This is a genomic window from Hydrogenophaga sp., assembly GCF_050182545.1.
Taxonomy (GTDB): domain Bacteria; phylum Pseudomonadota; class Gammaproteobacteria; order Burkholderiales; family Burkholderiaceae_C; genus Hydrogenophaga.
This window is the reverse complement of the sequence record NZ_JBFXCD010000007.1, coordinates 87,684-114,611: the sequence shown is the minus strand read 5'-3', so window position 1 is coordinate 114,611 and position 26,928 is coordinate 87,684. Positions and strand designations below refer to the sequence as shown.

The 26,928-nt window shown below is 69.8% G+C and carries 26 protein-coding genes; 12 read left to right on the top strand and 14 right to left on the bottom strand.

The genetic code is table 11. The features are described from left to right. Positions 1-27: 27 nt before the first annotated feature. On the bottom strand, positions 28-1,749 hold the full coding sequence (locus AB7P10_RS09850) for a lysoplasmalogenase family protein (RefSeq protein ID WP_428293666.1): 1,722 nt from the start codon (positions 1,747-1,749) through the stop codon (positions 28-30). 103 nt (positions 1,750-1,852) lie between these two features. On the opposite strand from AB7P10_RS09850, the gene AB7P10_RS09845 reads away from it, so the two are divergent. Beyond that, positions 1,853-2,947 carry an SPOR domain-containing protein gene (locus AB7P10_RS09845; protein WP_428293665.1) on the top strand — a complete coding sequence of 365 codons (1,095 nt, stop codon included), beginning with the start codon at positions 1,853-1,855 and terminating at the stop codon, positions 2,945-2,947. A 4-nt stretch (positions 2,948-2,951) separates the two neighbouring features. Here the strand turns inward: AB7P10_RS09845 and AB7P10_RS09840 are convergent, their stop codons facing one another. After that, positions 2,952-4,136 carry a DSD1 family PLP-dependent enzyme gene (locus tag AB7P10_RS09840; protein WP_428293664.1) on the bottom strand — a complete coding sequence of 395 codons (1,185 nt, stop codon included), beginning with the start codon at positions 4,134-4,136 and terminating at the stop codon, positions 2,952-2,954. Further along, on the bottom strand, positions 4,120-4,761 hold the full coding sequence (locus tag AB7P10_RS09835; RefSeq protein ID WP_428293663.1) for a histidine phosphatase family protein: 642 nt from the start codon (positions 4,759-4,761) through the stop codon (positions 4,120-4,122). Before AB7P10_RS09835 ends, AB7P10_RS09840 begins: the two co-directional genes overlap by 17 nt. 106 nt (positions 4,762-4,867) lie before the next feature. Between AB7P10_RS09835 and AB7P10_RS09830 the strand changes: the two genes are divergently transcribed. Beyond that, on the top strand, positions 4,868-7,237 hold the full coding sequence (locus AB7P10_RS09830) for a hybrid sensor histidine kinase/response regulator (protein ID WP_428293662.1): 2,370 nt from the start codon (positions 4,868-4,870) through the stop codon (positions 7,235-7,237). A gap of 130 nt (positions 7,238-7,367) precedes the next feature. On the opposite strand, the gene AB7P10_RS09825 is transcribed toward AB7P10_RS09830, so the two are convergent. The 5 genes from AB7P10_RS09825 to AB7P10_RS09805 form a co-directional block, all read right to left on the bottom strand. Beyond that, a complete protein-coding gene (locus AB7P10_RS09825) occupies positions 7,368-8,063 on the bottom strand; it encodes a DUF4136 domain-containing protein (RefSeq protein ID WP_428293661.1) in 696 nt (231 codons plus the stop codon). A gap of 49 nt (positions 8,064-8,112) precedes the next feature. Then, complete coding sequence (ttcA, locus tag AB7P10_RS09820; RefSeq protein ID WP_428293660.1) at positions 8,113-9,036, bottom strand: tRNA 2-thiocytidine(32) synthetase TtcA; 924 nt, start codon at positions 9,034-9,036, stop codon at positions 8,113-8,115. Next, positions 9,033-10,253: an ATP-binding protein gene (locus tag AB7P10_RS09815; RefSeq protein WP_428293659.1), complete on the bottom strand. Its 1,221-nt coding sequence runs from the start codon at positions 10,251-10,253 to the stop codon at positions 9,033-9,035. The genes ttcA and AB7P10_RS09815 overlap by 4 nt, the downstream gene beginning before the upstream one ends. 100 nt (positions 10,254-10,353) lie before the next feature. Further along, positions 10,354-11,055, bottom strand: a complete 702-nt coding sequence (locus AB7P10_RS09810) for a potassium channel family protein (RefSeq protein ID WP_428293658.1) — start codon at positions 11,053-11,055, stop codon at positions 10,354-10,356. Next, the gene (locus AB7P10_RS09805) at positions 11,048-12,379 is read right to left on the bottom strand and encodes a TrkH family potassium uptake protein (RefSeq protein ID WP_428293657.1); all 1,332 of its coding nucleotides are present in this window, start codon (positions 12,377-12,379) and stop codon (positions 11,048-11,050) included. The genes AB7P10_RS09810 and AB7P10_RS09805 overlap by 8 nt, the downstream gene beginning before the upstream one ends. A gap of 178 nt (positions 12,380-12,557) precedes the next feature. Here AB7P10_RS09805 and AB7P10_RS09800 point away from each other — a divergent pair, with 178 nt between their 5' ends. Further along, a complete protein-coding gene (locus AB7P10_RS09800; protein WP_428293656.1) occupies positions 12,558-14,102 on the top strand; it encodes a DUF4118 domain-containing protein in 1,545 nt (514 codons plus the stop codon). Positions 14,103-14,104: 2 nt separating this feature from the next. Beyond that, the gene (locus AB7P10_RS09795; protein ID WP_428293655.1) at positions 14,105-14,827 is read left to right on the top strand and encodes a response regulator; all 723 of its coding nucleotides are present in this window, start codon (positions 14,105-14,107) and stop codon (positions 14,825-14,827) included. Between the two features lie 16 nt (positions 14,828-14,843). Here the strand turns inward: AB7P10_RS09795 and AB7P10_RS09790 are convergent, their stop codons facing one another. Continuing rightward, positions 14,844-15,221 carry a dihydroneopterin aldolase gene (locus AB7P10_RS09790; RefSeq protein WP_428293654.1) on the bottom strand — a complete coding sequence of 126 codons (378 nt, stop codon included), beginning with the start codon at positions 15,219-15,221 and terminating at the stop codon, positions 14,844-14,846. A 15-nt stretch (positions 15,222-15,236) separates the two neighbouring features. Next, the gene (locus AB7P10_RS09785) at positions 15,237-16,034 is read right to left on the bottom strand and encodes an SDR family oxidoreductase (protein WP_428293653.1); all 798 of its coding nucleotides are present in this window, start codon (positions 16,032-16,034) and stop codon (positions 15,237-15,239) included. 28 nt (positions 16,035-16,062) lie between these two features. On the opposite strand from AB7P10_RS09785, the gene AB7P10_RS09780 reads away from it, so the two are divergent. The 8 genes from AB7P10_RS09780 to AB7P10_RS09745 all read left to right on the top strand — a co-directional run bounded on the left by AB7P10_RS09780 (position 16,063) and on the right by AB7P10_RS09745 (position 23,243). Beyond that, entirely contained in the window at positions 16,063-17,181 is a 1,119-nt protein-coding gene (locus AB7P10_RS09780) for a class I SAM-dependent methyltransferase (protein ID WP_428293652.1), read from the top strand. A 13-nt stretch (positions 17,182-17,194) separates the two neighbouring features. Next, positions 17,195-17,389, top strand: coding sequence for a DUF2905 domain-containing protein (locus AB7P10_RS09775; protein WP_428293651.1), 195 nt, complete (start codon positions 17,195-17,197; stop codon positions 17,387-17,389). 83 nt (positions 17,390-17,472) lie between these two features. Next, entirely contained in the window at positions 17,473-17,916 is a 444-nt protein-coding gene (trxC, locus tag AB7P10_RS09770; protein ID WP_428293650.1) for a thioredoxin TrxC, read from the top strand. A 90-nt stretch (positions 17,917-18,006) separates the two neighbouring features. Further along, positions 18,007-18,996 (top strand): glucokinase, encoded by a 990-nt coding sequence (gene glk, locus AB7P10_RS09765; protein ID WP_428293649.1) that lies wholly within the window; start codon positions 18,007-18,009, stop codon positions 18,994-18,996. Between the two features lie 144 nt (positions 18,997-19,140). Beyond that, on the top strand, positions 19,141-20,388 hold the full coding sequence (locus AB7P10_RS09760; protein ID WP_428293648.1) for an ABC transporter substrate-binding protein: 1,248 nt from the start codon (positions 19,141-19,143) through the stop codon (positions 20,386-20,388). A gap of 25 nt (positions 20,389-20,413) precedes the next feature. Next, positions 20,414-21,295: a carbohydrate ABC transporter permease gene (locus AB7P10_RS09755; protein ID WP_428293647.1), complete on the top strand. Its 882-nt coding sequence runs from the start codon at positions 20,414-20,416 to the stop codon at positions 21,293-21,295. 40 nt (positions 21,296-21,335) lie between these two features. After that, a complete protein-coding gene (locus tag AB7P10_RS09750; RefSeq protein ID WP_428293745.1) occupies positions 21,336-22,157 on the top strand; it encodes a carbohydrate ABC transporter permease in 822 nt (273 codons plus the stop codon). Positions 22,158-22,169: 12 nt separating this feature from the next. After that, a complete protein-coding gene (locus tag AB7P10_RS09745; RefSeq protein ID WP_428293646.1) occupies positions 22,170-23,243 on the top strand; it encodes an ABC transporter ATP-binding protein in 1,074 nt (357 codons plus the stop codon). Between the two features lie 22 nt (positions 23,244-23,265). Here the strand turns inward: AB7P10_RS09745 and AB7P10_RS09740 are convergent, their stop codons facing one another. From AB7P10_RS09740 to AB7P10_RS09725, 4 genes are all read right to left on the bottom strand, one after another. Continuing rightward, the gene (locus tag AB7P10_RS09740; RefSeq protein ID WP_428293645.1) at positions 23,266-24,636 is read right to left on the bottom strand and encodes a sensor histidine kinase; all 1,371 of its coding nucleotides are present in this window, start codon (positions 24,634-24,636) and stop codon (positions 23,266-23,268) included. A gap of 9 nt (positions 24,637-24,645) precedes the next feature. Further along, positions 24,646-25,350 carry a response regulator transcription factor gene (locus AB7P10_RS09735; protein ID WP_428293644.1) on the bottom strand — a complete coding sequence of 235 codons (705 nt, stop codon included), beginning with the start codon at positions 25,348-25,350 and terminating at the stop codon, positions 24,646-24,648. A gap of 143 nt (positions 25,351-25,493) precedes the next feature. Then, positions 25,494-25,913: a hypothetical protein gene (locus AB7P10_RS09730; RefSeq protein WP_428293643.1), complete on the bottom strand. Its 420-nt coding sequence runs from the start codon at positions 25,911-25,913 to the stop codon at positions 25,494-25,496. An 88-nt stretch (positions 25,914-26,001) separates the two neighbouring features. Continuing rightward, on the bottom strand, positions 26,002-26,910 hold the full coding sequence (locus AB7P10_RS09725; RefSeq protein WP_428293642.1) for a mechanosensitive ion channel family protein: 909 nt from the start codon (positions 26,908-26,910) through the stop codon (positions 26,002-26,004). Between the last annotated feature and the right edge of the window lie 18 nt (positions 26,911-26,928).

Genomic DNA, 26,928 nt, shown 5'->3' with positions numbered 1-26,928 from the left:
TGCCGCGCTGCGACCGTTGAACGGCGGTCAGCGCACCGCGCGCTCGCCGCGCAGCATCCCCATCACGATCAGCACCTGCGCGGCGTAGTAGGTGCCCAGCACCCACACCTGCGGCATCGGCAGCGGCGCGACGAACCGGTTGATGGCCAGCACGCTGTCGCTGAGCATGAAGAAGCCCGCGCCCAGCGCCACCGCGAAGGCGGCACGGTTGCGCAGAACCCTGGCGCGGCCGATGGCCTGGGCGGCCATGAGGGCGATCACCAGTACGTAGGCCGCGACCGGCGCGCGCAGGCCAGCCGGCAGGCCGCCCTGCCAGAGGAAGGTGTACATGGCCGCGCCGATGCCCAGCGTGGCCAGCAGCGCGCGCCGGCTGGCGAACCAGGAGGCGTCCTGCCGCAACAGCGCGATGTAGGTCAGGTGCGCGATGAGGAAGGCGACCAGGCCCGGGATGAAGTAACCGGGGAACATCAGGAAGGCGTCGCCCGCAAGCGAGAAGGCGAGCGCGCCCATCAGCAGCAGGTCAACGCGCCGCAGGCCACCCGCACCACGCGCATGGGCGAACACCACCGCCATCGCAATGCCCATGGTCAGCGGCTTGAAGAGGCGGTGCAGCTCCACCGCACCCAGCGCGGCGGTGGCCATGGCGAGTGCGCCGCTTTCAATCATGAGCGCCTCGCCGATGGAGATGCGCCCCTGCATCACCGCGCCGATGGCCCACAGCGCCAGCAGCAGCACCGCGAACACCACCGCGCTGCGCGCCAGGGGCCACCCGTCGGCCACCCACAGGAAACCGGCCACGCCGGCGAGCAGGGCGATGAACTGCAGGCCGGCGAACCACTGCACACCTCGCGACATGGGCGGCGCATAGCGCTGAACGCGGTCGATGTCGAAAGCGGGCGAAGGAAAGCGCGCGGCCACGTCGGCCGGTCGCCAGCCGGGGGGCTTGAACCACACGCGCAGCTTGTCGGCCCAGCGCCGCGTGTGCCACGAGTCCTTGAGCAGGCCCCAGTACACCTCACCGTTGGCCCACAGGGGGTCCCAGCTGTTCAGCGGCTTGCGCGTGCCGTAGACGCATGGCTCGTCCTCTTCCCTGAAGCTGCCGAAGAGGCGGTCCCAGACGATCAGGATGCCGCCGTAGTTGCGGTCCACGTAACGGTCATTCACCGCGTGGTGCACGCGGTGGTTGGACGGGCTGCAGAACCAGCGGTCGAACCAGCCGAGCTTGCCGACCTGTTCGGTGTGCACCCAGAACTGGTAGAGCAGGTCGATCAGCGCGACCACGCCGAACACCAGCGGCGGCACACCGGCCACGGCCATCGGCAGGTAGAACACCCAGCCCAGCAGCGCGCCCGAGCTGGTCTGGCGCAGCGCGGTGGACAGGTTGTAGTCCTGGCTCTGGTGGTGCACCACATGCGCGGCCCAGAAGATGGCGCTCTCGTGCCCGGCGCGGTGCAGCCAGTAGTAGCAGAAGTCGTAGAACACCAGCGCCAGCAGCCAGCCGGGCAGGGTGGTCCAGAACGGGTGGTCCGGCCAGATGGCCACGGCCGAATACACCGCGGTGTAGATGCCCACGCGCAGCAGCCGTGTGAACACCGCGCTGATCTGGCTGAGCATGCCCAGGCCGATGCTGCTGATGGCGTCGTCAAGCCGGTAGGTGTTGCGCTGGCGTTTGAGCCCGATGGCGTATTCGACCGCGATCAGCGCGAAGAACACCGGCGTGGCCAGCACGATGATCTGGCTCGGGCTCATGGCAGGCTGGGGAGGGGGATGGCGCGCATGCGCGCATTGTGGGCAGAACCGCCTGCCTGCGGTGCTGGCAACAACCCGCATGCCGCGTGCCAGAATCGCGGACATGTCCGCCGCTACCTCGCCACCCGCCGCGACCGTTCCGGAGAGCGCCACCCGGGCGCTGTACCGGGCTGCACTGGGCCCGGTGAACACGGCGCGCTACCTGGAGGTGTTCGAGCGCTTCGATGAGGCGGGCCGCGCCAGCCCGGCATGGAACGGGCCCGCAGGCTGGCTCACCCTGAACTGGATGGTGTTTCGCCGGCTCTGGGCGGCGGCGCTGGTGTACCTGGTCTGCGCCTGGGGTCTGGCCGTGCTTGTGGTGGGCCTTGGGCGGCACCTGTTGCAGTGGCCGCAGGCGGTGGAATGGGGCGTGCTCGGCGCCCTGGTGCTGCTGGGCATCGCAATCCCGGGCGCCTACGGCAACGCCGTCCTGCACACCGACATCCGCCGCCGCATGACGCGTGCGGTGGCCGAAGCCCGCACCGTGCGCGAGGCCTGCGCCACGCTGGAGCAGCAGGCGAGTTCCCGCAAGCGCCTGTGGATGCTGGTGGCGATCAACGTGTTGCTGGTGGCCTTGATGGGCTATGCGGCGATGGACGACGGCTGGCGATCCCGTGCCACTGGCGCGGCGGGCGCTGAGCCCGCTGTGACGGCCCCTGCTGAAGCCACCGCCGCAACGACGCCGGCGGCCAGCGCGCAGTCTCCCGAACCGGCGGGGGCTGCGGAGGTGATCGCGGAGCCCCTGCCGGCAGCCGCGCCAGTGACCGTGTCCTTGCCGGAAACCGAACCGGTGGCGCCACAGGCGGCGCCGCCCGAAACGCCTCCCATGCCGGTGCCTGTGCCAGCGGAGGTCGAACCGCCACCGCCGCCCGCGCCGCCGGCGCCTTTGCTCGCGCCGCGCGCAGTCAAGCGATCCGTCGACCCCACCCCGCAGGCCCATGGCATCAACGTCGGCCTGTTCGCTGACCGCGCCAACGCCGAACGGGCGCAGGCGCGCCTGATCGAGGCGGGGTTCCCGGCCATCTTGCAGAACGTCGACCACCCCAAGGGCCCGCTCACCCGCGTGCGCGTCGGGCCGTTCGCCAGCCGCGCGCAGGCCGACGAGGCGGCGGCGCGCATCCGCGCGATGGGCCTGGATGCGGTGGTGTTCCGCCCGTAAAGGTTCAGCCCAGCGCGCCGCGCGCGTCCACGCGGATCAGCCGCTCGACCTTGCCATTCACCAGGCCGCCGCGCACGCCCACCATCACGTCGTACAGGTTGACCGTGGGGTCGCAGTGGCCCGGCACCAGCCAGACCGTGTCGCCCAGCGCGGGCAGGGGATGGCCGGCATGGGCCGCGCGCAGCAGGCCGTGCTCGTCGCCACCGTTGGCGAACACCAGGCCCGGGGGGCTCCACACGCCGGGCGGGCCACTGTCGATGGCGTGGCTCTTGTGGCCGGCGTCGCACACGGCCTGTCGCGCGCTGCGGCTGACGACCTGGCTCTTGACGAACAGCGCGTGCTCGAACACGGGCGCCAGCGGCGCGGCCTCGTTGCGCGCGTAGTCCGCGTCCATGAACAGGTAGGAGCCCACCTGCAGCTCGCCCCAGACGTGGCTGGATGTCTCCAGCACGAAGGTGCCGGTGCCCGCGCCGGTGATCAGCGGCACGGGGAAGCCGGCCGCCTGCAGCCGTTCGCGCGTGAGCGCGGCGGCCCAAGCCGCTTCGGCAATCGCCTGCGCGCGCTCGGCTGGGTCGCGCCGGTGTTGGGCGCCGCCGTGGTAGGCCTGGAGCCCGGCGAAACGCAGCACCGGGTGCTGCGCGATCAGCCGCGCCAGGTCCACCGCCGGCTCGCCGGGAGGCACACCGCAACGGCCGTGGCCCACATCGATCTCCACGAAGACGTCGATGCGGCCCTCGCCACCCACCTGCGCCCCCCGCAACGCCTCGGCGAGCCGCAGCACGCCGGCGGCGCTGTCCACCGCCAGGCCAAAGCGCGTGGGCAGGTCGCGCACCGCCTGCGCCAGCCGCTGCAGCTTCGGGACGGCGATCACTTCGTTGGTGATGGTGATGTCGGTCACGCCGCCATGGGCCAGTGCCAGGGCCTCGTCGGTCTTCTGCACGCACACACCCACCGCGCCATGCTGCATCTGCAGGCGCGCGAGCTCGGCGCTCTTGTGCATCTTGGCGTGTGGCCGCAGGCGCAGGCCATGCGCACGGGCATAGGCCGCCATGTGGGCCAGGTTGCGCTCCATCGCGTCCAGGTCCACCACCAGCGCGGGCGTGTCGATCGCGGCCACACCCTGGCCGAGCAGGCTCTGCGCGCGGTGCCAGCGCGTGGGCGGCGTCAGGGGTTCATACGCTGCGTTCATCGAGCGGCGCTCCGGTTTGCAGGTGTGCGGTGTCCGCCCAGCCCACCAGGCTCAGGCCCTCGGGCGACCACAGCAGGCGGTTGATCGCGGTATTGGGCAACTCCCAACTGCGCGGCGCCTGCAGCTCCAGCCGGGTCGCGGCGCGGTAGAGGATGTCGAGCACGCCGCCATGCGCCACCATCAGCACCTGTTCGCCCGGGTGGCGCGCGGCCAGTTCCAGCACGGTCGGAATCACACGCCGTTGCAACTGCTCCAGCGATTCGCCGCCCGCCGGCGCGAAGTCGGGCATGCGCTTGCGCCAGGCCAGCGCCTCGGTGGGCCAGCGCTGTTCGAGCTCGGCCCAGGTCCGGCCTTCGAAACGGCCGAAGTGGCGTTCGCGCAAACCCTTGTGCGGCGTGACGTGCAGGTGCTTGACGCGCGCCACCGCCAGCGCGGTCTCGAAGGCGCGGCCTAGGTCGCTGGCGTAGACCGCCGCGATGGGTTCGTCGCGCAGCGCCTGCGCCAGCTGCGCGGCCTGCCAGCGGCCGTGCTCGTTCAGCGCGATGTCGGTGTGGCCCTGGATGCGGGTGTCGCGGTTCCAGGCGGTTTCGCCATGGCGCACGGCCAGGATGCGGGTGACTTGCAAGGAAATTCCCAGAAAGCGTGAGTAAGACTGCAACTGTAGCGGTGCCGATACCCTGCCGGGGTGTACGTGGTCCGAAAACCGGGGGGATTGCGACACAATCCACCGCATGACGCCATCGCCGCTCGACGGGGATTTTTCCAGCCTTTTCAATTTTCTACCCATCGGGGCCTATCGCGCATCGCCCGAGGGGCAGATGCTGCGCGCCAACCATGCGCTGGTGCGGCTCAACGGCTATGCGTCCGAGGCCGAAATGCTCGAAGGGGTGAAGGACGTGGCGCGCGAGTGGTATGTGGAGCCCAACCGGCGCGCGCAGTTCCAGCAACAACTCGAACGCGACGGCTACGTGCGTGGCTTCATCTCCGAGATCCACCGCTACAAGACGCGCGAGCGGGTGTGGATCAGCGAGAACGCGCACGCGGTGCGCGACGGCTCTGGCACGCTGCTTTACTACGAAGGCACGGTGGAGGACATCACCGACCGCGTCAACGACCAGAAGGCCCTGCGCGAGAGCGAGGAACAGCTGCGCCGGATCACCTCGCAGGTGCCGGGCATGGTGTTCTCGGTGTTCGTGCGCAGGGACGGTCAGCGCGAGTACCGCTACGTGAGCCCCGGTGTGCGCGACATCTATGGGCTGGAGCCCGAGGACCTGATCCGGGAGCCCATGCTGGTCGCGCGTTACCGCCACCCGGACGACCTGGACCTGCTGGAAAAGGACCTCGAGGACATTCGCAAGGGCCCGGTGAACCTGGGGGGTGAGTTCCGCATCGTGCTGCCCGACGGCAGCGTGAAGTGGGTTTATCGCCGCTCCTACGCCGTGTCCGCCGACGAGGAGGGCACGCTGCGCGTGGGCGTGCTGCTCGACATCACCGCGCGCAAGGAGGCCGAAGCGGCCCTGCACGCGAACGAGGCCCTGTGGCGGCTGGCGCTGGAAGGCGCGGGCGACGGCGTGTGGGACTGGGACCTGAGCACCGGGGAGGAGTTCTTCTCGCGCAGCATCAAGGCCATGTTCGGCTACGACGAGGACGACATCGCCCACTTCGCTTCCGAGCTGGATGCGCGCACGCACCCCGACGACATCGCCCAGATGCAGGCCGACCGCCAGGCGCATTTCGAGATGCGCACGCCCACGTACCGCAACGAGCACCGCGTGCGCTGCAAGGACGGCAGCTGGAAATGGGTGCTCACACGCGGCACCGTGATCAAGCGCGACGAGAACGGTGCGCCCCTGCGCATGGTTGGCACCCACACCGACATCACCGAGCACAAGCAGGCCGAGGCCCTGCACCGCGCCCTGGAGGCGCAGTTGCGCGAGTCGCAGAAGATGGAGGCCATCGGCACGCTCGCCGGCGGCGTCGCGCACGATTTCAACAACCTGCTCGCCGCCATCCTGGGCAACCTGGTTCTGGCGCGCGAGGACGTGGGCGAGCACCACCCCGCGCAGGAGAGTCTGACGGAGATCAACCGCGCGGCCATCCGGGCGCGCCAGCTGGTGCAGCAGATCCTCACCTTCAGCCGCCGCCAGACGCAGGAGATGCTGCGCCAGCCGCTCACGCCGCTGGTGGAGGAGGCGCTGGGTCTCATGCGCTCGCTGCTGCCCGCCGGGGTCAAGCTGGTGTCGCGCCTGCCGGCCGCCGGCCTGCCGGTGCTGGCCGATGCCACGCAGATGCAGCAGGTGCTGATGAACCTGTGCACCAACGCCTGGCAGGCCATGGAAGGCCGGGCGGGCGAGATCACCGTGGCGCTGCGCGAGACCTGGCTGGACGCTTCGCAGGGTTTGCAGCTGGGCGGTCTTTCGGGTGGTGCCTACGCCTGCCTGAGCGTGGCCGACAACGGGCCGGGCATGGACGAAGACACCCAGCGCCGCATCTTCGAACCCTTCTTCACCACCAAGGCGCCGGGCGCGGGCACCGGCCTGGGGCTGGCCGTGGTGCATGGCATCGTCAAGGCCCACCGGGGTGCCATCGACCTGCACAGCCGCGTCGGGGAAGGCACGCGGTTTGATGTCTACCTGCCACTGACCGAGGGCGCGCAGGCCGACGCGGCTGTGCAGGTCGAACCCTCCACCGTTTCGAATACGACCTCGGCCACCCCGGCGGTGCCCGGCAAGCACGTGATCTACATCGATGATTACGAGGCGCTGGTGTTTCTCGTCGGGCGGTTGCTGCGCAAGCAGGGCTACCGCGTCAGCACCTTCGAATCGGGCGAGGCCGCGCTGGCCTGGCTGCGCGAGCACCCCGGGGAGCCGGTCGATCTGGTGGTGAGCGACCAGAACATGCCGGGCATGTCGGGCGTGGAAGTCGCGCGCGAGATGCTCGCGCTGCGCCCTGGGCTGCGGGTGGCGATTGTCTCGGGGCACGTGAACGACAAGCTGCTGGCCGAAGCCGGCGAGGCGGGCGTGAGCGACGTGATGGGCAAGCAGGACAGCATGGATGCGCTGGGCGCGGCGATCCGCGAGCTGCTCGAGCGCACGGGATAGGGAGGGGCTCCCCCCGCGCGCCTTCGGCGCTCCCCCCTCTCTTTCGCCTTCGGCGGGAGGGGGGCGACACCTGGGGCCGGCGGAGCCGGACCCTCGGTGTCCCTGGTTTGAGCTGCTTCGCGGGTCGCCGTCAGCGAGGCACTTCGATGTTGACCTGGCGCAGGCCTTCGGGCGGCGCCGGGAAGTCGCGCAGCGCGGCGTCCAGCATGGCCGACCACAGGCTGTTGGTGCTGTTCCAGCGGCCGTCGTGCGCGGCGCGTGTTTCGTACACCACCTGGCCGCTGGCGGCGTGGCGAATCACCAGGGAAACCTCGCGCTGGTAGTACGGCGTCTCGAAGCGCGGAAACATGGGCGCCCAGATCACCTGGCCGGTGCCGGTCACGAAATAACCCTGCCCCGGAAAGCCGAAGCCCGGGCCGAAGCCGCCGCCCCAGTAGGCGTCGTAGGGGCTCTCCCAGGGTGCGCGCGGCAGGCGCAGGGAGCTGGCGCTCACCTGCACAAGCCAGGGGGCCGCTGTGCCTGCGGCGGCGGGTGTCCAGCCGACCTTACCCAGGGCCAGCGTGGTCAGTTTCTCCAGTTCGTCCTGCCCGCCGCTGGCCGACTGGCCTGCGCGCTGCGACGGCAGGCGCTCGAAGCGGAAGACCTGCGGCGGCTGCGGAATCACCACGGGCACGCCGGGCGCGCTGGCGCGGTCGGCCCAGCGCGCGTAGCTCTGCACCTGGTTGTCCACCAGATACACGCTGGCGCAGCCACTCAGGGTCACCAAGGCGGTGAGCAGGCCCAGGGTCCTGAGTGATCGGCAGATCCGGTTGGCGGTGATGGTCATGAAGCCTCCTGGGGGAACGGCGCGCGGATGAAGCCCGCTGAAGGGCTGTTCAGTGCGCGGCGGCAATCGGTATGACCGTGGCCGCGCCCGATGCGTTCCCCATGGCTGCAGTGCCTTTCACATCCGCGGTGTCTGCCGGCGAGGGCAGGGGCTCCTCGTCGAAGGCCTTGTCGCCGTCTTCGCTGGCCACGCCGGTGGCACGAAGCGTTTCAAACGGAAACAGTTGGCGGTCCATCAGGTGACTGGGCACCGCGTTCTGCAGCGCCGAGAACATGTTTTCGATGCGCCCGGGGAAGCGCTTTTCCCAGTCCTTGAGCATCTGCCCGACCTGCTTGCGCTGCAGGTTCTCCTGGCTGCCGCACAGCGTGCAGGGAATGATGGGGAATTCGCGCAGCTCGGCCCAGCGGGCGAGGTCCTTCTCGGCCACATAGGCCATGGGGCGGATGACGACGTGCTGGCCGTCGTCGCTCACCAGCTTGGGCGGCATGCCCTTGAGCTTGGCGCCGAAAAACATGTTGAGCAGCAGCGTCTGCAGGATGTCGTCCCGGTGGTGGCCGAGCGCGATCTTGGTCGCGCCCAGCTCACCCGCCACGCGGTACAGGATGCCGCGGCGCAGCCGGCTGCACAGGCTGCACAGGGTTTTGCCCTCGGGGATCACGCGCTTGACGATGGAATACGTGTCCTGGTTCTCGATGTGGAACTTCACGCCCAGCTTGGTGAGATAGGCCGGCAGCACTTCTTCTGGAAAGCCGGGCTGTTTCTGGTCGAGGTTGACCACGATCAGCTCGAAGCGGATCGGCGCCCGCGCCTGCAGCTTCTGCAGGATGTCGAGCATGCCGTAGCTGTCCTTGCCGCCCGAGAGGCAGACCATCACGCGGTCGCCTTCCTCGATCATGTTGTAGTCCACGATGGCGCGGCCGACTTCGCGGCACAGGCGCTTTTCGAGTTTGTGGTTTTCGAGTTCGGGGTTCATCGCGGTTCTCTTCGTGTGAGTGACTCGTGCTCGTGCCAGGCGTTCCCCGGCATGATGCGTTGCATGAAGGCGGCGAACATGGGGACGGTGAATGCCGTGTCGCCGTGCGTGGGGCTCCAGACCATGCCCTTGCTGATCAGCGAGCTGCGTGTGGGGGCCAGCGAGGATACCTTCTCGTTCAGGCAGGCCGCGATGTCGCCCGAGCGGTGCGGGCCTTCACCCAGTTCGGCCATGGCCCGCAGGTACTTTTTCTCCTTGGGCGTGCAGCGGTCGAAGCGCACGCGGAAGAAGCCTTCGTCGAGCGCGGCGACGGCGGTGACGCTGGCCTTGCGCACGTCGTCGATGCCGATCGGGCTGGCGTCGGCGGCCAGCCAGGTGTGGCTGCCCCAGGTCTGCAGGAAATAGGCATAGCCCTGGCTCAGGCGCAGCACCTCGCGCAGCGCCGCTGGGGTGATGGTCACGCCCTCGTCGTGCAGCGGTTTCTCGATCGCCTGCGTGGCCGCGTCGTTGGGCAGCGCGCCGATCTCGGGGAAGTCGAACAGGCGCTCGGCATAGGACTTGGCGTTGCCCATCTGGCCGCGCAGCTGCGGCAGCCCCGCACCCACCAGCACCACCGGCAACTGCCGCTGCGCCGTGCGGTGCAGCGCGGTGATGAGTGCGGCCAGCTGCGCTTCCTCCACGTACTGCAGTTCGTCGATGAAGATGGCCAGCGCGGTGTTGGCCGCCTTGGCGGCCAGGCCCACCTGCTCCATCAGCGCCTGCAGGTCGTGCTCCAGGTCGCCGTTGTCCGCCAGGCCCGGTTCGGCGTCGTAGTCGATCCCGACCTCGATGTCCTTGTAGCTCAGCTTGAGCTTGCTCGCGAAGCCCGCCAGCGCGCGCAGGCCGCGCACCGCGAAGTCCCGGGCCGCCTCGAACTGACTCAGCCGCAGCAGGGCTTGCCGCAACTGGGGCGCGAGCAGCGCCGGCAGCGACCGGCCCTCCGGGGCTTCCAGGCGGACCGTGTGGATGCCCACCGTTTCCGCGTCGTCGCGCACGCGGTCGAGCAGCACCGTCTTGCCGACCCCGCGGAGGCCCACCAGCATGGCGCTCTTGGCCGGTCGCCCGATGCGCGCGCGCTCCAGCGCCACACGCAGGGATTCGCGCAGCGCATCGCGGCCCGCCAGTTCGGGTGGGGGCGTACCCGCGCCAGGCGCGAAGGGGTTGCGGATGGGGTTCATGGGGCGTGATTCTACTGAAATTCGTCTAGTTATCAAATTTTGATAACTTTTCAAAGTTTAGTTGATGCCGACCGGTGAACCCAGCGGAGGCCGGCGCGCCTCAGCCCTTGGGCTTCGTCTTCTGCCCCGCGAACTGCTCGACCTTGCGCGTCGGGCCGGAGACGATCAGCAGGTCGCCCGCCAGCACCCGGGTGTCGGGCGTGGCGTGCCGGAAGTCTTCCTTGGCCCGCTTGACCCCGACCACGGTCACGCCGTGGCGCTCGCGCACCGTCGACTCGGCCAGCGTCCTGCCGTGCGTGGACGCCGGCGCGTGGATCTTGGCGATGGCGAAGCCGTCGTCGAATTCGATGTAGTCCATCATCCGGCCCGAGATCAGGTGCGCCACGCGCTCGCCCATGTCGGCTTCGGGGAAGACCACGTGGTGCGCGCCGATGCGCTGGGCGATGCGGCCGTGGTCATCGGTCAGCGCCTTGACCCAGATGTCGGGGATGCCCAGCTCGCTCAGCGCCATCAGGGTCATCAGGCTGGCCGCCAGGTTGTCGCCGATGCCGACGATGGCGTGGCGGAAGTCGGCCACGCCAAGCTGGCGCATGACCATCACGTTGGTGGCGTCGGCCTGCACCGCGTGCGTGAGCCGGTCGGCCCAGGCCTGCACGGGCTCGGCGTCGCGGTCGATGCCCATGACGTCGTGGCCCATGCTGACGAGCGACTGCGCCACCGCGCCGCCAAAGCGCCCGAGGCCGACGACCACCACCGAATCGCCGGCGGAAAACGAGAACTGCTCGGTGAACAACTTAGCCAACAATGGGATGCTCCTCAGGTAGACGCCAGGGCATGCGCCGCTCGCCCAGGGCGAGCGACGTGGCCAGCGTGATGGTGCCGACGCGCCCCACGTACATCAGCAGGATCAGCATGAGCTGACCCGAGGGCGGCAGTTCGGCGGTGATGCCGGTGGACAGGCCCACCGTGCCAAAGGCCGAGATGACCTCGAAGATGACCTTGTCGGTGGGCAGGTCCGTCGCGCGCAGGATCACCAGCGAACCCAGCACCACCATGGCGCTGCCCAGCACCAGCACGGTGATGGCCTGGCGCTGCGCCGGCAGGCACACGCGCCGCCCGAACGCCTCGCTGTCCGGGCGGCCGCGGATTTCGGCGACCACCAGCAACAGCAGGATGGCGGCGGTGGTCACTTTCACGCCGCCGGCCGTGCCCGCGCTGCCGCCGCCGATGAACATCAGCAGGTAGTGCAGCGCCCAGCTCTCGTGCGCGAGCGCGCCGATGTCGACCGCGTTGAAGCCGGCGGTCCGGGCCGACGTCGATGCGAACGCGGCGTTGAGCAGCTTGTCCCCCAGCCCCATGGCTCCCAGCGTGCGGGTGTTGGACCATTCAAAGACCAGCAGGACCAGCGTGCCGCCCAGCAGCAGCAAGGCGCTGCCGGACAGCGTGAGCTTGGTGTGCAGCGACCAGTGGCGCGGGTCGCGCCAGCGCCCGCGGATGTCCTGCAGCACGGGGAATCCGATGCCACCGATGACGATGCCGCACATCACCGGCAGCAGCACCCAGGCGTCCTGCTGGAAGCGCATCAGGCTGTCGCCGTAGAGCGAAAAACCGGCGTTGTTGAACGCCGAGACCGCGTGGAACAGGCCGCTCCAGAGCGCCTCATTCCAGGGCATCGCGTGCGTGAGCGCGAAGCGCCCCGACAGCAGCGCGGCCAGCGACAGCTCGCACACCACCGTGACGATCAGCACCACCCGGGCCACGCCGGTCACCTCGCCCAGTCCGATCGAATGGGTTTCGGCCTGGGTCAGCAGGCGGGTGCGCAGCCGCAGGGACCGGTTGACCATCAGCCCCAGCAGGGCGGCCGCGGTCATCAGGCCGAAGCCGCCCAGCTGGAACAGCGCCATGACGACCACCTGCCCGAACGGCGACCAGTAGCTGCCGGTGTCCACCACCACCAGGCCGGTCACGCACACGGCGGAGACCGCGGTGAACAAGGCGGTGAGCAGCGGCGCGGACCCGCCGCCCGCGTGCGACAGCGGCAGCATGAGCAGCACCGTGCCCACGGCGATCAGCAGCAGGAACAGCAGGGCGACGGCCCGGCTGGGGTGGGGCAGGTGACGGGGCATGGGCGGCGAGGAATCGACTGGACCGCGATTCTTGGCCCGCCCCACGCCGCTGGAGCAGGGGCCGGCGCGTCTTGATGCGTTCTTGATGCCGGGAGCCCCAGTCTTGTCGCTTCCTTGATGCGGTGTTGGCCGCTCCCCACGCCGTGTGACCTCCTCCTTGGCCTACAGTCGACGGGTGATGAGCACCGCTTCCACACACGCCCCCGCAGCGCCCGCCGGCAGGCCCGGTGCGGTGGGCTGGAGCGCCTGGTTCGGCGCGGCGGCCATTTGCACCGCCGCGACCCTGATCGGCCTGCCGCTGGCGGACACGCTGGACACCGCCAGCCTGGTGCTCCTGTTCATCCTGGCGGTGGTGCTGTCGGGCGCTCGTTTCGGCCGCGGCCCGGCGGTGCTCGCGGCCTGCCTGTCGGTGCTGTTCTTCAACGTGGTGTTTGTGGCACCGCGCTTCTCGCTGGCGGTGGCCGACGAGCGCCTGGTCTTCACGCTGGTGGTGATGCTGCTGGTGGGCCTCATCGTGGGCCACCTCACCGCCTCGTTGCGGGCGCAGGCGCGCGCCGCCGCCGATGGCGAAGCGCTCGTGCGCCATCTCTACGACATCTCGCGCGAACTCGGCACGGCGCTGACGGTGCAGCAGGTCGACGAGGTCGCCCGGCACTTCCTGCTGGTGCAGCTGGGGGCCCAGGCCAGCCTGTGGGTGCGCAACCCCGACGCGGCGCAGGTATCGCCTGCCGCGGTGCCGGCCGCGCTGGAGGCGCGGGCGATGCAGGCGATGGCCGGCGCGCGCCAGGACCCATCCGGATGGCCGGTCGAAGGGGCGATGGTGGTCGCGCTGCGGGGACCCATGGCCGTCCGCGGTGCCATGGTGCTGCAGCGCCCGGGGGCACTCCCCTGGAGCGAGGGCGAGCGGCGCCTGATCGACGCCTGCGCCGCGCTCATCGGCAGCGCGCTCGAACGCATCCATTACGTGGAAGTGGCCCGCGCGAGCGCCGTGGATGTTGAAGGTGAGCGCTTGCGCAACGTGCTGCTGTCGGCGATCTCGCACGACCTGCGCACCCCGCTGGCTTCGCTGGTGGGGCTGGCCGAATCGCTCGCGCTGACGCGACCCCTGCCGACGCCGCAGCAGGCGGGCATCGCGCAATCCATTGCGGGCTCGGCGCGGCGCATGAGCGCCATGGTCAACAACCTGCTCGACATGGCCCGCGTGGAGTCGGGCGCGGTGCGGCTGCGCCTGGAATGGCTGCCGGTGGAGGAGGTGATCGGGACGGCGGTGGCGGCCTGCGAGCCGTCCCTGGCCGACCACCACCTGGACATCCGGGTGCCGGACGACATGCCCCTGTGTCGGTTCGACGCCGTGCTGATGGAGCGCGTGCTGGTCAACCTGCTGGAAAACGCAGCCCGGTACACCCCCGCTGGCTCGACGATCACCATCGCCGCGGCCTGCCACCCCGACGAGCTCTGGCTCAGCGTCAGCGACGACGGCCCGGGCTTCGGCACCCACCGGCCGCAGGACCTGTTCCGCAAGTTCGAGCGCGGCGACCGCGAAAGCAACACGCCTGGCGTGGGGCTGGGTCTGGCGCTGTGCCGCGCTGTCGTTGAAGCCCACGGCGGCCGCATCCGGGCCGAAGCCGGCGAGGGCGGTGGTGCCCGGTTCGTCATCGTCTTCCCGCGTGCCACGCCCCCCGAGATGCCGGCCGAAGCGACCCTGCTTTCAAGGAGCCCCTGACCGTGCCATCCCCCCAAGCCACGCCGGGCGCCCGGGTCCTGGTGATCGAGGACGAAGCCGACATCCGCCACTTCGTGCGCCTGGCGCTCGAATCCGAGGGCCACGAAGTCACCGAAGCCGCCACGCTGGAGCGCGGGCTCATCGAAGCCGGCGTGCGCCGCCCGGACCTGGTGGTGCTGGACCTGGGGCTGCCCGACGGCGACGGCGTGGACTTCATCCGCGCCTTCCGGAGCTGGTCCTCTTCACCCGTGCTCGTGCTGTCGGCGCGCTCAACCGAGAACGACAAGGTGCGCGCCCTGGACGTGGGTGCCGACGACTACCTCGTCAAACCCTTTGGTTCGGCCGAACTGCTGGCGCGAACCCGCGCCCACCTGCGCCGGCGCAACCGCCACGCGGGCGCCGACGAAGCCCTGCTGAGCTTTGGCAACATCGCCATCGACCGCGCGCGGCGGCGCGTCACGCGCGACGGTGAACAGGTGCACCTCACACCGATCGAATACGGCCTGCTGCTGCGGCTGACGTCGCACCCGGACCGTGTCATTACCCACCGCCAGCTGCTGCAGGAACTCTGGGGACCGGTCCACGCGGACAACGCGCACTACGTGCGCGTGCACATGGGCAATCTGCGCAAGAAGATCGAAGCCGACCCCTCGCGACCGCGCTGGCTGCTCACCGAAACCGGTGTGGGCTACCGGTTCTCGCCCGAAGGGCCGGTGCACACCTGAACGGGTGCAGCGCGCCTCACCACTGCCCGCTCTCCATCCGGATCGCCACTTCACAATCCGCGAAGATTTCCAGCTTGGCGATCTTCACCCGCACGCCGATCACGCCGGGCAACTGCATCAGCCGGCGCGTGAGCTTGCCGATCAGGCTCTCCAGCAGGTTGACGTGCTCGGCGGTGCACTCGTCGATGATGATCTGGCGCACCTTGCGGTAGTCGAGCACGTGGGTGATGTCGTCGTCGTGCGGCAGCAGCGGCTGCGTGCCCTGGTTGAGCTCGGCGTCCACCTGAATCGGCTGCGGCGTGGACTTCTCGTGGTCGAGGATGCCCAGGTTGGCGTTGAAGCGCAGGCCGGTGAGCGTGAGGATCTGGGTGCCGGCGGCGGCGTTGGCGTTCATGGATGGGGCACCGGGTTACATCAGCGAGAAGTCGCGCTCGAAGCGCATCAGGTGCTGGCCGCCGTCCACCAGCAGCGTGGTGCCGGTGATGGAACGGTTGGACAGTGCGAAAGCCACGGTGTCGGCCACGTCCTGCGGCGTGGACGAACGCCCCAGCGGCGACTGGCGGTGCAGTTCGGCGAACTTCTCGTCGCTCAGCAGGTGGCTGGTGAGGGTGAGGCCGGGTGCCACGCCGACCACGCGCACCCGTGGGGCCAGCGCCAGCGCCAGCATGGTGTTGGCGGCTTCCAGCGCCGCCTTGGACAGCGTGTAGCTGAAGAAGTCCGGGTTCATGTTCCACAGCTTCTGGTCCAGCAGGTTGACCACCGCAGCGTCCTCGGCGTTGCGGGATTCGCTGTGCTCGTGCAGGGCCTGCGCCAGCAGCACGGCCGCGCCGGTGTTGGCGCGCAGGTGCTGTTCCAGCGCGGCAAAGCTGAAGGTCCTGGCGCTGTCGTGCTCAAAGGTCGAGGCGCTGTTGACGACGGCATCCACGGCGCCGAAGTGCGCCACCACGGCGGGCAGCAGGGCGCGCACGCTGGATTCGTCGCCGAGGTCCGCGAAGAACGCCTGCGCGCTGCCATCGCGACCGCTGCGCAGCGTGCAGTCCGCGGCGGTCTGTTGGGCTTCGCTCGCGGACAGCCGGTAATGCACCGCCACGTTCCAGCCAGCCTGCGCCAGCGTGAGCGCGATCTCGCGGCCCAGGCGCCGGCCCGCGCCGGTGACGAGCACGGTGCGCGCGGGGGCGGCCGGAAAGGCGGGGGCGTCGCTGGGCATGAAGGACAATCCGGGGGTGCAAACCCCCATGGCAACAGAACCCGAGAGTTTAACGACCAGCCCCCTGCAGGCACGGGTGGGCGCGGCCATCGCCCAGGCCGGTGGCTGGCTGCCGTTCGACCGCTTCATGGCGATCGCCCTGTACGAGCCCGGCCTCGGCTATTACGCCAACGCCACGCCCAAGTTCGGCCACCTGCCCGGCAGCGGCAGCGACTTCGTCACCGCACCCGAGCTCACGCCGCTCTTTGGGCAGACGCTGGCGCGCCAGGTGGCGCAGGCCCTGGCCGCCACCGGCACCGACGCCGTGTGGGAGTTCGGCGCCGGCACCGGCGCGCTGGCGCGGCAGGTGATCGAGGCGCTGGCCGCGCTGGGCCAGCCGCTGCGGCGCTACACCATCGTGGACCTGTCGGGCAGCCTGCGCGAGCGCCAGCGCGCCACGCTGGCCGCGCACGCGGACGTTGTGCACTGGGTCGATGCCTTGCCCGACCGCATGGAAGGCGTGGTGCTGGGCAACGAGGTGCTCGACGCCATGCCGGTGCAACTGCTCGCGCGCGTGAACGGCGTCTGGCATGAGCGCGGCGTCGCGCAGGACGCGGCCGGTGTCCTCACCTGGGTGGACCGCGCCACCGCGCTGCGCCCGCCGCTGGAGGTGCCTGGGGAGCACGACTACGTTACCGAGATCCACCCCCAGGCCGAGGCCTTCGTGCGCACCCTGGCCGACCGCCTGTGGCGCGGCGCAGCCTTCCTGATCGACTACGGCTTTCCCGAGGCCGAGTACTACCACCCGCAGCGCAGCGCGGGCACGCTGATCTGCCACCGCGCGCACCGCAGCGACGACGATCCCCTGCGCGATGTGGGTGAAAAGGACATCACCGCCCACGTGAACTTCACGGGCATCGCCCTGGCCGCGCAGCACGCCGGCCTGGACGTGATCGGCTACACCAGCCAGGGCCGCTTCCTGCTCAACTGCGGGCTGATCGATCAGGCGCGCGACGCCGACGCGAAGCACAACGCCCTGATGCAGCGGCTGGTGAACGAGCACGAAATGGGCGAGCTGTTCAAGGTGATCGCGCTGGCCCCGTCGGCCAGCAGCGCGGGCTGGGTACCCATCGGTTTCAGCGCGGGTGACCGCACGCACAGGCTGTGAAGGGGAACGGCTCTTGATTCGCTGGATGATCGTCATCTTCCTGGCCTTGTTGCTCATCAGCTGGTTCACGCCGCTGCTGCAGCGGCTGGGTTTCGGCCGGCTGCCGGGCGATGTGCGCTTCAAGGCCTTTGGCCGCGACTGGAACCTGCCGTTTGCCACCACCATTGTGCTGAGCATGCTGGCCGGCCTGATCGGCTACCTGATCTGAGCCCCTCGCGGCAGGAGGCGCCGGTGCCTTGAAATGGCCGCGTCGGTGGCCATCTGCAAGCCATTGCTGTCCCGGAGCCCCGCATGACCACCGAAACCCCGCACGTTGTCTGTCCCCATTGCCACACCACCAACCGTGTCGCGCGCGAGGCGCTGGGCCGGGCGCCGGACTGCGGCAAATGCCATCAAGCGCTGTTCAACGGCCACCCGGTGGCGCTGGACGAAGCCGGCTTCCAGAAACACGTGGCGCGCTCGCAACTGCCGGTGCTCGTGGATTTCTGGGCCCCCTGGTGCGGACCCTGCCGCGCCATGGCGCCGGCCTTCGAGCAGGCCGCGCGCGAGCTCGAACCGGGCATGCGGCTGGCCAAGGTGAACACCGAGGAAGCACAGGCGCTTGCCGCGCGGCTGCAGATCCGCAGCATCCCGACGCTGGCGCTGTTCGTGGGCGGGCGCGAGGTGGCGCGCCAGGCCGGTGCCATGGGCGCGGCCGACATCGCGCGCTGGGCGCGCGCGCAGCGGTCGGCCTGAGCCCCGGCGGCGCGGGCCTGGGCTATCATCCCGCGCTTTCCCGAGGCCCTGTCCGCCGGACCGGGGCCGCCCCTGCACAGGAGGCCTGCCGTGAACCCCGATTCCCCTGCCGCGCACAACCCCCACCGCGTGGTGGCCGACGTGGGCGGCACCAACGCGCGCTTTGCCTGGCAGGCTGGCCCGGGTGCGCCACTGACCGACGTGCGCGTGCTGCCGGGCGCCGACTTCCCCACGCTGCAGGCCGCACTGCGCGCCTACCTCGACGGCCTGGGCCGGGGCAAGCCAGGCGCGGTGGCCATCGCCATCGCCAACCCCATCACCGGTGACCAGGTCAGCATGACCAACCACCACTGGTCGTTTTCGCAAGCAGCGATGAAGGCTGAGTTCGGCCTGCGCACGCTGCGCTTGCTCAACGACTTCACCGCGCTCGCGCTCGCCTTGCCCGACCTGCCGGCCGACGAGTTGCGCCAGGTTGGTGGTGGCGCGGGACGGGCCGACGCGCCCCGCGCGCTGGTGGGCGCGGGCACCGGCCTGGGCGTCTCGGGCCTGCTGCCCGATGGCGCCGGGGGCTGGGTACCGCTCGAAGGCGAGGGGGGTCACGTCACACTGCCGGCGGCCACGCCGCGCGAGCGCGTGGTGATGGACGGCCTGGTGCGCCGCTACGGGCACGCCTCGGCCGAGCGCGTGTGCAGCGGCCAGGGGCTGCTCGACACCTTTGCGCTGCTCTGCGAGGCCGACGGCGTGGCCGTGGGCGAGATCGACACCGCGGCCGAGGTGAGCGATGCCGCGCTCAACGCGGGCCAGCCGCAGGCGCTCGAAGCCCTGGGCATCCTCTGCGCCATGCTCGGTTCGGTCGCGGGCAATCTGGCGCTCACGCTCGGGGCGCGCGGTGGGGTCTACGTGGGCGGCGGCATCGTGCCGCGGCTGGGCACCTGGTTCGACCGCTCGCCGTTTCGCGAGCGCTTCGAGACCAAGGGCCGCTTCAAACCCTACCTGGATGGCATCCCGGTCTGGGTGATCACCTCGAAGCAGTCGCCGGCGCTGCTGGGGGCGGCACGGGCGCTGGACGGGGCGCGCTGAGCCCGAGCGGCGCCTCGCGGGCGCCCCATGTCGGGTTTCTCCGGATGCCACGTTTCATTAATTAATGAAAAATGAATGACCTTGGCGCCACCCGCCAGGGCCGATTCACACACCAACGGGCCGAGGGCCTGCACGGAGACACCCATGAAACTCAACCAATTGCTGAGCGCGGCCCTGGCCGCTGCCGCCCTCTCCAGCGCCGTGGCCGGCGAAGTGGAGGTGCTGCACTACTGGACGTCCGGCGGCGAGGCCAAGTCGGCCGCCGAGCTGCGCAAGATGATGCAGGGCAAGGGCCACACCTGGAAGGATTTCGCCGTGGCCGGTGGCGGCGGCGACAACGCCATGACCGTGCTCAAGAGCCGCGTGGTCTCGGGCAACCCACCGGCGGCGGCGCAGATCAAGGGCCCAGCGATCCAGGAATGGGCGGCCGAAGGGGTGCTGGCCAACCTCGACGCGGTCGCCAAAGCCGAGCAGTGGGACGCCAACCTGCCCGGCGTGGTGGCCAATGTCATGAAATACAAGGGCAGCTACGTGGCCGCGCCGGTCAATGTGCACCGGGTGAACTGGGTCTGGGCCAACCCCGAGGTGCTGAAGAAGGCCGGCGTCGCGGCCATGCCCAAAACGCTGGACGAATTCTTTGCGGCGGCCGACAAGATCAAGGCCACCGGCCTGGTCGCGGTGGCGCACGGCGGCCAGAACTGGCAGGACTTCACCACCTTCGAGTCCGTGGTGCTGGGCGTGGGTGGGCCGAAGTTCTACCAGGACGCCTTCGTCAAGCTCGACCCCAAGGCGCTCACCAGCGACACCATGGCCAAGTCGCTCGAGACGTTCCGCAAGATCAAGGGCTACACCGACCCGGCCGCGCCCGGGCGCGACTGGAACCTGGCCACCGCGATGGTGATGCAGGGCAAGGCGGGCTTCCAGTTCATGGGCGACTGGGCCAAGGGCGAGTTCATGGCGGCGGGCAAGGTGCCGGGCAAGGATTTTCTGTGCGCCGCCGCGCCGGGCACGGCCAACGCCTTCACCTTCAACGTCGACAGCTTCGCCATGTACAAGCTCAAGGACGCGGGCGCGCAGAAGGCGCAGGCCGACCTGGCCGCGGCCATCATGAGCCCGGCTTTCCAGGAGGTGTTCAACCTCAACAAGGGCTCCATCCCCGTGCGCCTGAACATGAAGATGGACAAGTTCGACGACTGCGCCCGGCTCTCCAGCAAGGACTTCGTCGACACCGCCAGGACCGGTGGCCTCGTGCCCTCGGTGGCGCACGGCATGGCCATCAGCCCGGCGGCCGAGGGCGCGATCAAGGACGTGGTGAGCCAGTTCTGGAACGACGACAAGATGGCCGTGCCCGAGGCCATGAAGCGCATCGCTTCGGCGGCGAAGAACAACTGACCCCGACCGGACCCGGGCCCCGACCGTGAGCGCGCGCTCGTTCGACACCGTGTTGCCGCGCCTGGTGCTGGCCCCGGCCTTCGTGCTGGGGCTGGCCTTCATCTACGGCTTCATGGCCTGGAACGGCCTGCTCTCCGTGACGGCCTCGCGCATGCTGCCCAATTACGAGCTGGTGGGGCTGGCGCAGTACGCGCGCCTGTGGGAGATGGACCGCTGGTGGGTGGCGTTGAAGAACCTGGCGATCTTTGGTTTTCTGTATGTCGGCATCGCGATGGCGCTGGGCATCTTCCTGGCCATCCTGCTGGACCAGAAGGTGCGCGGCGAGGGCGTCATCCGCACCATCTACCTGTACCCGATGGCGCTGTCCTTCGTGGTCACCGGCACGGCCTGGAAGTGGATCCTCAACCCCAGCGACGGCCTGCAGAAGCTGGTGCAGGACCTGGGCTGGACCAGCTTCACCTTCGACTGGCTGGTGCAGTCCGACATGGCCATCTACTGCGTGGTGATCGCCGGCGTCTGGCAGTCGGCCGGTTTCACCATGGCGCTGTTCCTGGCCGGGCTGCGCGGCATCGACGACAGCATCATCAAGGCCGCGCAGATCGATGGCGCCTCGCTGCCGCGCATCTACTGGCGCATCGTGCTGCCCGCGCTGCGCCCGGTGTTCTTCAGCACGCTGATGGTGCTCGCGCACCTGGCGATCAAAAGCTTCGACCTGGTGATGGCGCTGACCGCCGGCGGCCCCGGCTACGCCACCGACGTGCCCGCCACCTTCATGTTCGCGATGAGCTTCACGCGCGGCCAGATCGGCCTGGGCGCGGCCAGCGCCACCATCATGCTGGCCACGGTCGCGGCCATCGTCGTGCCGTATCTCTACAGCGAACTGCGGAGCAAACCCCATGACCGATAGGCGCATCACCCGGCGCTTCAACTGGGGCCGCGCACTGCTGATGGCCACGCTGCTGGTGGGCGCGGCTTTCTTTCTCGCGCCGCTGTACGTGATGCTCGCCACCTCGCTCAAGGACGCGGACGAAATCCGCAACGGCAACCTGCTGAGCCCCCCCGGCGGCCTGAACTTCTCGGCCTGGGCCACGGCCTGGTCCAGTGCCTGCACCGGCGCCGACTGCCGTGGCCTGCAGCCCTTCTTCTGGAACTCGGTCTGGATGGCGATTCCCGCCGTGCTGATCTCCACCGCCTGGGGCGCGCTCAACGGCTATGTGCTCAGCCTGTGGAAATTCCGCGGCAGCGAAGTCTTCTTCGGCCTGTTGCTGTTCGGCGTGTTCATGCCCTTCCAGGTGGTGCTGCTGCCCATGAGCCAGGTGCTGGGCTGGCTGGGGCTGTCCAGCAGCATCGCCGGGCTGGTGCTGGTGCACTGCCTGGCGGGCCTGCCCAGCACCACGCTGTTCTTCCGCAACTACTACGCCCAGGTGCCCGGCGAGCTGTTGCAGGCCGCGCGACTCGACGGTGCGGGCTTCTGGCAGATCTTCCTGCGCATCATCCTGCCGATGTCCACGCCCATCGTCATGGTCACGCTGATCTGGCAGTTCACCCAGATATGGAACGACTTCCTCTTCGGCGTGGCCTTCAGCGGCGCCGACTCCAAACCCGTCACGGTGGGCCTGAACAACCTGGCCAACACCACCAGCAGCGTCAAGGCCTACAACGTGGACATGGCCGGCGCACTCATCGCGGCGCTGCCGACGGTGGCGGTGTACGTGCTCGCGGGGCGTTATTTCGTGCGCGGTCTCACGGCCGGCGCGGTCAAAGGTTAAGGACGGATTTCCATGGCATCGGCACTCGACATCCAGGGCGTGCGCAAGTGTTTCGGCAAGGGCGAGAAGGCGGTGGAGGTGTTGAAGCAGATCGACATCGCCGTGGCGCCGGGCGAATTCCTGATCCTCGTCGGCCCCTCGGGCTGCGGCAAGTCCACGCTGCTCAACATCATCGCCGGCCTGGAAGAGCCCACCGACGGGGCGATCCGCATCGGCGCGCGCAACGTCGTGGGCGTGCCGCCCGCGCAGCGCGACATTGCCATGGTGTTCCAGAGCTACGCGCTGTACCCGACGATGAGCGTGGCCGACAACATCGGCTTTGCGCTGGAGATGCGCAAGGTGCCGAAGGCCGAGCGCCAGCGCCGCATCGGCGAGGTGGCGGCCATGCTGCAGATCGAGCACCTGCTCGACCGCCGGCCCAGCCAGCTCTCGGGCGGGCAGCGCCAGCGCGTGGCCATGGGGCGCGCGCTGGCGCGCCAGCCGCAGCTGTTCCTGTTCGACGAGCCGCTGTCCAACCTGGACGCCAAGCTGCGCGTGGAGATGCGCGCCGAGATCAAGCGACTGCACCAGGCCAGCGGCATCACCAGTGTGTACGTGACGCACGACCAGATCGAGGCCATGACGCTGGGCAGCCGCATCGCGGTCATGAAGGGCGGTGTGCTGCAGCAGCTCGGCACGCCCGACGAGATCTACAACCGCCCGGCCAACACCTACGTCGCCACCTTCATCGGTTCACCGACCATGAACCTGATCGAAGGCGAAGCCGTGGCCGCGGCCGGGCGCGGCTTCTGCGTCGCCGGCGCCGACCTGCCGCTGGCCTGCCCCGGCGCGCCGCGCGCAAAGGCGCTCATGGGCGTGCGGCCTGAACACATCACGCTGGCCGACGGCGCACCCTGGCGCGGCGAGGTCAGCGTGGTCGAACCCACGGGCGCCGACACCTACGTGGTCGTGAAGACCGCCGCCGGCGATGTGACGGTGCGCACCGCGCCGCAGCTGCGTGTGGCGCCGGGCGAACGGGTCGGGCTGGAGGTGCAGCCGCTGCACCTGAACTGGTTCGACCCGGCCACGGGGCAGCGGCTGGGGTGAGCGCTGGCACGCGGCGGTAGCTTCAGCCCAGCCGCAGTTCCACCCGCAGCCCCCGGGGGTTCACCCGTTCCACCCGCGCATCCCCGCCATGGCGGCGCGCGATCTCGCGCACGATGGCCAGGCCCAGGCCGCAGCCACCGGGCAGCTCGCTGGCGCGCCAGAAGCGCTGGAACACATGCGCCATGTCCGCGTCGCTCAGGCCGGGCCCGTTGTCCTCCACCGCCAGCGTGGCGCCGTTCTCCAGCGCGCGCACGCGCAGCGTGACGGTGCTGCCGCGCGGCGTGTAGCGCAGGGCGTTGTCGATCAGGTTGGCCATGGCCTCGCGCAGTTGCAGCGCGTCGCCCTGCAGGTTCGCGTGCTCCTCGCCCTCGTAGCCCAGATCCACGCCGGCGGCCACGGCGCGCGGTGTCCATTCGCGCGCCACCTCGCGCGCCAGCGCCGCCAGGTCCAGCGGCTCGCGCCGCGCCGTGCTCTCGGTGCGCGCGAGCGTGAGCAACTGGTGCACCAGGTGGGCGCTGCGCTCGGCGCCCGTCAGCACCTTGCCCAGGCGCGCGGTGATCACCGGGTCGGTGGTTTCGCGCTGCGCCAGTTCCACCTGGCTGATCAGCCCGGCCAGTGGCGTGCGCAGCTGGTGGGCGGCGTCGTTGATGAAGCGCTTCTCCTGGTGCACGCTGCGCTCGACCTCGCCCAGCAGGCCGTTGATCGCCTGCACCAGCGCGTGCACCTCGCTGGGCGCCTGCGTCATGCCGATGGGGGAGAGGGCATTCACCGAGCGGTTCTCCAGCTGGCCGGTCAGGCGCTTGAGCGGTGCCAGGCCGCGCCGGATGCCGCCATACACCAGCAGGCTGAGCAGCACGCCGATGGCCAGCAGCGGTGCGAGCAGGTCGGCCACCAGTTCGCGCGCAATGCGCTGCTGCGTCGCCGTGCCCCTGGCCACCTGCACCCTCAGCGTCTGCGGCGCGTCGGTTTCGCCGTAGCTCACGTCCAGCGCGACGATGCGCATCGGGCGCCCGTCCAGCGTGGCGCCATAGAGCATGGGTTCGCCCACCGTCGCCAGTGGCGCTGGTGGCTCGGGCAGGCGCGGGTTGCCGAGCAGGAACTTGCCGGGGGGTGAGCTCACGAGGTAGCTCAGGGGGTCCTCCGGGTCCTGCGCGAGCACGTCCTGCGCGGCGCGCGGGAAATCGATCAGCAGCCCCGAACCGATGGGCTTGACCTGGCGCGCGAGCGCGCGCACCGACTGCGTGAGCGACTGGTCGATGGCTTTCTCGGCGTAGCTCAGGGCGATGCGGTAGGTCAGCAGGCCGCCGCCGGCCCACAGCACCAGCTGTGGCAGCAGCAGCCACAGCAGCAGCTGGCGGCGCAGCGACAGGCGCGACGGTTGCAGCGGGCTCATTGCGGAGCCTCAGGCACCGCCTGTCTCCAGCAGGTAGCCCAGGCCGCGGATGTTGCGGATGTTCAGCGCCGAACCGGCGAACTTGCGCCTCAGCCGGTGCACGTAGACCTCCAGCGCGTTGGATGCCAGGCCGCCGGACTCGCCGGGCTCGGCTTGCCAGGCGGCGAACACGTCCTCACGGCTGACCACCTGACCCGCGTGTCGCAGCAGCAGGTCCAGCAGGGTCCATTCGCGCTGGGTGAGGTCGATGGCTTCGCCGCCCAGCCAGGCGCGCGGCGGGTGGGGCTCCAGGCGCAGCGCACTGGGTGCGGGCGTGGCGGCGGGGGCCGCGCTGGCGCCGAAGGCGGGCAGGCTGGCGCGGCGCAGCAAGGCCTGCAGGCGGGCTTGCAGCTCGTCGAGGTTGAAGGGTTTGGTGAGGTAGTCGTCGGCGCCGGCGTTGAGCCCGGCCACGCGGTCTTCCACCCCGTCGCGCGCGGTCAGCACCAGCACCGGCAGTGCCGGCAGGCGCTGGCGCAGGCTGCGCAGCACCGTCAGGCCATCGACCCGGGGCAGTCCCAGGTCAAGCACCACGCCGTCGAAGGCCCCCGCCTGCAGCCGATCCAGTGCGATCTGGCCGTCCTGGGCGGTGGTGATGCGGTGACCCGCCTGCATGAGCTGGGCGCTCAGCCCGTCGAGCAGGAGTTCATCGTCTTCCACGATCAGCAGGTGTGCCATGCGGCTGATTATCGGGTGCCCCCACGCTCCACCGCTGCGCGGGTCGCTGCCCCCCGAGGGGGCTGTTTCACCTTGGGGCGGCCCGGCGGTGAAACCGGGTGCCCCCACGCTCCGCCGCTGCGCGGGTCGTTGCGCTGTCGCGCTCAGTTGTCTTCCAGGTTCCAGCGGAAGCCGCAGCGTTTGCAGCACACCGGCAGCAGTTTCGGGGGCGCGGTGGTCTGCCGTGGCGCGGCGTCCTGCAACTGCAGCATGCCGTAGGCCTGGCACTGTGCGCAGTTGGCCTGGTTGGCCATTTCCTCGGCGTGCATGAGCAGGTAGAGGTAGCGCCGCAGTGCCCACAGCGACACGGTGGCGCACACCACGACGAAGACCGTGTTGATCAGCTTGTCGTTGGCGCTGGCGCCCTGAAAGGCCTCGAAGCTGGCGATGAGGGCCACAACGGCGAACAGCGCCAGCGCCATGTGGGCGTGGCTGGAGAGCAGTTCGCGCTCATACCACTTGCGAAAGCCCACCTGCCGGATGCCGTCCGCCAGCGTGCGGTTGAGGGGGTTGGGCGTGGCCATGGCGGTGGGGATGCTGTGCCGCACATCGTGGCACAGCCGCCCCCGCCGCGCCAGTGCGGCGTGCGATGGCCCAGCGCGGCGCTGGGAATCAGTGCGTGGCCGCGGGTTGCTGCAGGTGGAAGGCGGGCGCCTGGCCCTCGCGGTCCTGGCCCGCGTACACGGTGAGATGCGGGTAGGGGATCTCGATGCCCTTGGCATCGAACGCCGACTTGACGCGGCGCAGGTATTCGCGCCGCACGCCCCACTGCTCCAGCGGCTGACAGCGGAAGCGGCAGCGGATCACCACCGCCGAGTCGGCCAGGCTGTTGACGCCGGCGATCTCCAGGTCGGCTTCGATCTTCTGGCTCCAGGCCGGGTCCGAGCGCATCTGCGCGGCCACGTCGCTCATCACGGCCATCACGTCGTCCACGTTCTCGCGGTAGGCCACGCCGATGTCCATCACCGCGTTGCTGAAGCCGCGCGTCATGTTGATCACCGTGCTGATGGTGCCGTTGGGCACGTAGTGCACGTTGCCATCGTAGTCGCGCAGCTGCACGTAGCGCAGGGTGACGACCTCGACCACGCCCGAGTGGTCGCCGACCTGCACCACGTCGCCCTGGCGGATCTGGTTCTCCAGCAGCAGGAAGAAGCCGGTGAAGTAGTCCTTCACCAGGCTTTGCGCGCCAAAACCGATGGCCAGACCGACCACGCCGGCGGCGCCGAGGATGGGCGCCACCGAGACGCCGAGTTCGGCGAGCACCAGCATGCCGGCGATCAGGCTGACGACCACCGCCACCAGGTAGCGGACCACACGCCCCAGGGTTTCGGCGCGTTTGTAGGCCTCGCGGTCGTCCAGGCGGCTGGCGATGCGCTCGCGCAGGGTGCGCACCGCACGCTGCAGCACCAGGGTGAGCAGCCAGGCGGCCACGAGGATGACGGTGATGCGGATGGCCACCGTGGCCAACCCGCCGAAGCTGGCCCACCAGCGGGTGGCGATGTCGATGAATTGTTCGTTCATGGAAAGGTCCTCTCGAAA

Coding starts and splice junctions, on each gene's coding strand:
- AB7P10_RS09850 (WP_428293666.1), bottom strand. CDS start 1,749: ATGAGCCCGAGCCAGATCATCGTGCTGGCCACGCCGGTGTTCTTCGCG.
- AB7P10_RS09845 (WP_428293665.1), top strand. CDS start 1,853: ATGTCCGCCGCTACCTCGCCACCCGCCGCGACCGTTCCGGAGAGCGCC.
- AB7P10_RS09840 (WP_428293664.1), bottom strand. CDS start 4,136: ATGAACGCAGCGTATGAACCCCTGACGCCGCCCACGCGCTGGCACCGC.
- AB7P10_RS09830 (WP_428293662.1), top strand. CDS start 4,868: ATGACGCCATCGCCGCTCGACGGGGATTTTTCCAGCCTTTTCAATTTT.
- AB7P10_RS09825 (WP_428293661.1), bottom strand. CDS start 8,063: ATGACCATCACCGCCAACCGGATCTGCCGATCACTCAGGACCCTGGGC.
- ttcA (WP_428293660.1), bottom strand. CDS start 9,036: ATGAACCCCGAACTCGAAAACCACAAACTCGAAAAGCGCCTGTGCCGC.
- AB7P10_RS09815 (WP_428293659.1), bottom strand. CDS start 10,253: ATGAACCCCATCCGCAACCCCTTCGCGCCTGGCGCGGGTACGCCCCCA.
- AB7P10_RS09805 (WP_428293657.1), bottom strand. CDS start 12,379: ATGCCCCGTCACCTGCCCCACCCCAGCCGGGCCGTCGCCCTGCTGTTC.
- AB7P10_RS09800 (WP_428293656.1), top strand. CDS start 12,558: ATGAGCACCGCTTCCACACACGCCCCCGCAGCGCCCGCCGGCAGGCCC.
- AB7P10_RS09790 (WP_428293654.1), bottom strand. CDS start 15,221: ATGAACGCCAACGCCGCCGCCGGCACCCAGATCCTCACGCTCACCGGC.
- AB7P10_RS09785 (WP_428293653.1), bottom strand. CDS start 16,034: ATGCCCAGCGACGCCCCCGCCTTTCCGGCCGCCCCCGCGCGCACCGTG.
- AB7P10_RS09780 (WP_428293652.1), top strand. CDS start 16,063: ATGGCAACAGAACCCGAGAGTTTAACGACCAGCCCCCTGCAGGCACGG.
- trxC (WP_428293650.1), top strand. CDS start 17,473: ATGACCACCGAAACCCCGCACGTTGTCTGTCCCCATTGCCACACCACC.
- AB7P10_RS09760 (WP_428293648.1), top strand. CDS start 19,141: ATGAAACTCAACCAATTGCTGAGCGCGGCCCTGGCCGCTGCCGCCCTC.
- AB7P10_RS09750 (WP_428293745.1), top strand. CDS start 21,336: ATGGCCACGCTGCTGGTGGGCGCGGCTTTCTTTCTCGCGCCGCTGTAC.
- AB7P10_RS09745 (WP_428293646.1), top strand. CDS start 22,170: ATGGCATCGGCACTCGACATCCAGGGCGTGCGCAAGTGTTTCGGCAAG.
- AB7P10_RS09740 (WP_428293645.1), bottom strand. CDS start 24,636: ATGAGCCCGCTGCAACCGTCGCGCCTGTCGCTGCGCCGCCAGCTGCTG.
- AB7P10_RS09735 (WP_428293644.1), bottom strand. CDS start 25,350: ATGGCACACCTGCTGATCGTGGAAGACGATGAACTCCTGCTCGACGGG.
- AB7P10_RS09730 (WP_428293643.1), bottom strand. CDS start 25,913: ATGGCCACGCCCAACCCCCTCAACCGCACGCTGGCGGACGGCATCCGG.
- AB7P10_RS09725 (WP_428293642.1), bottom strand. CDS start 26,910: ATGAACGAACAATTCATCGACATCGCCACCCGCTGGTGGGCCAGCTTC.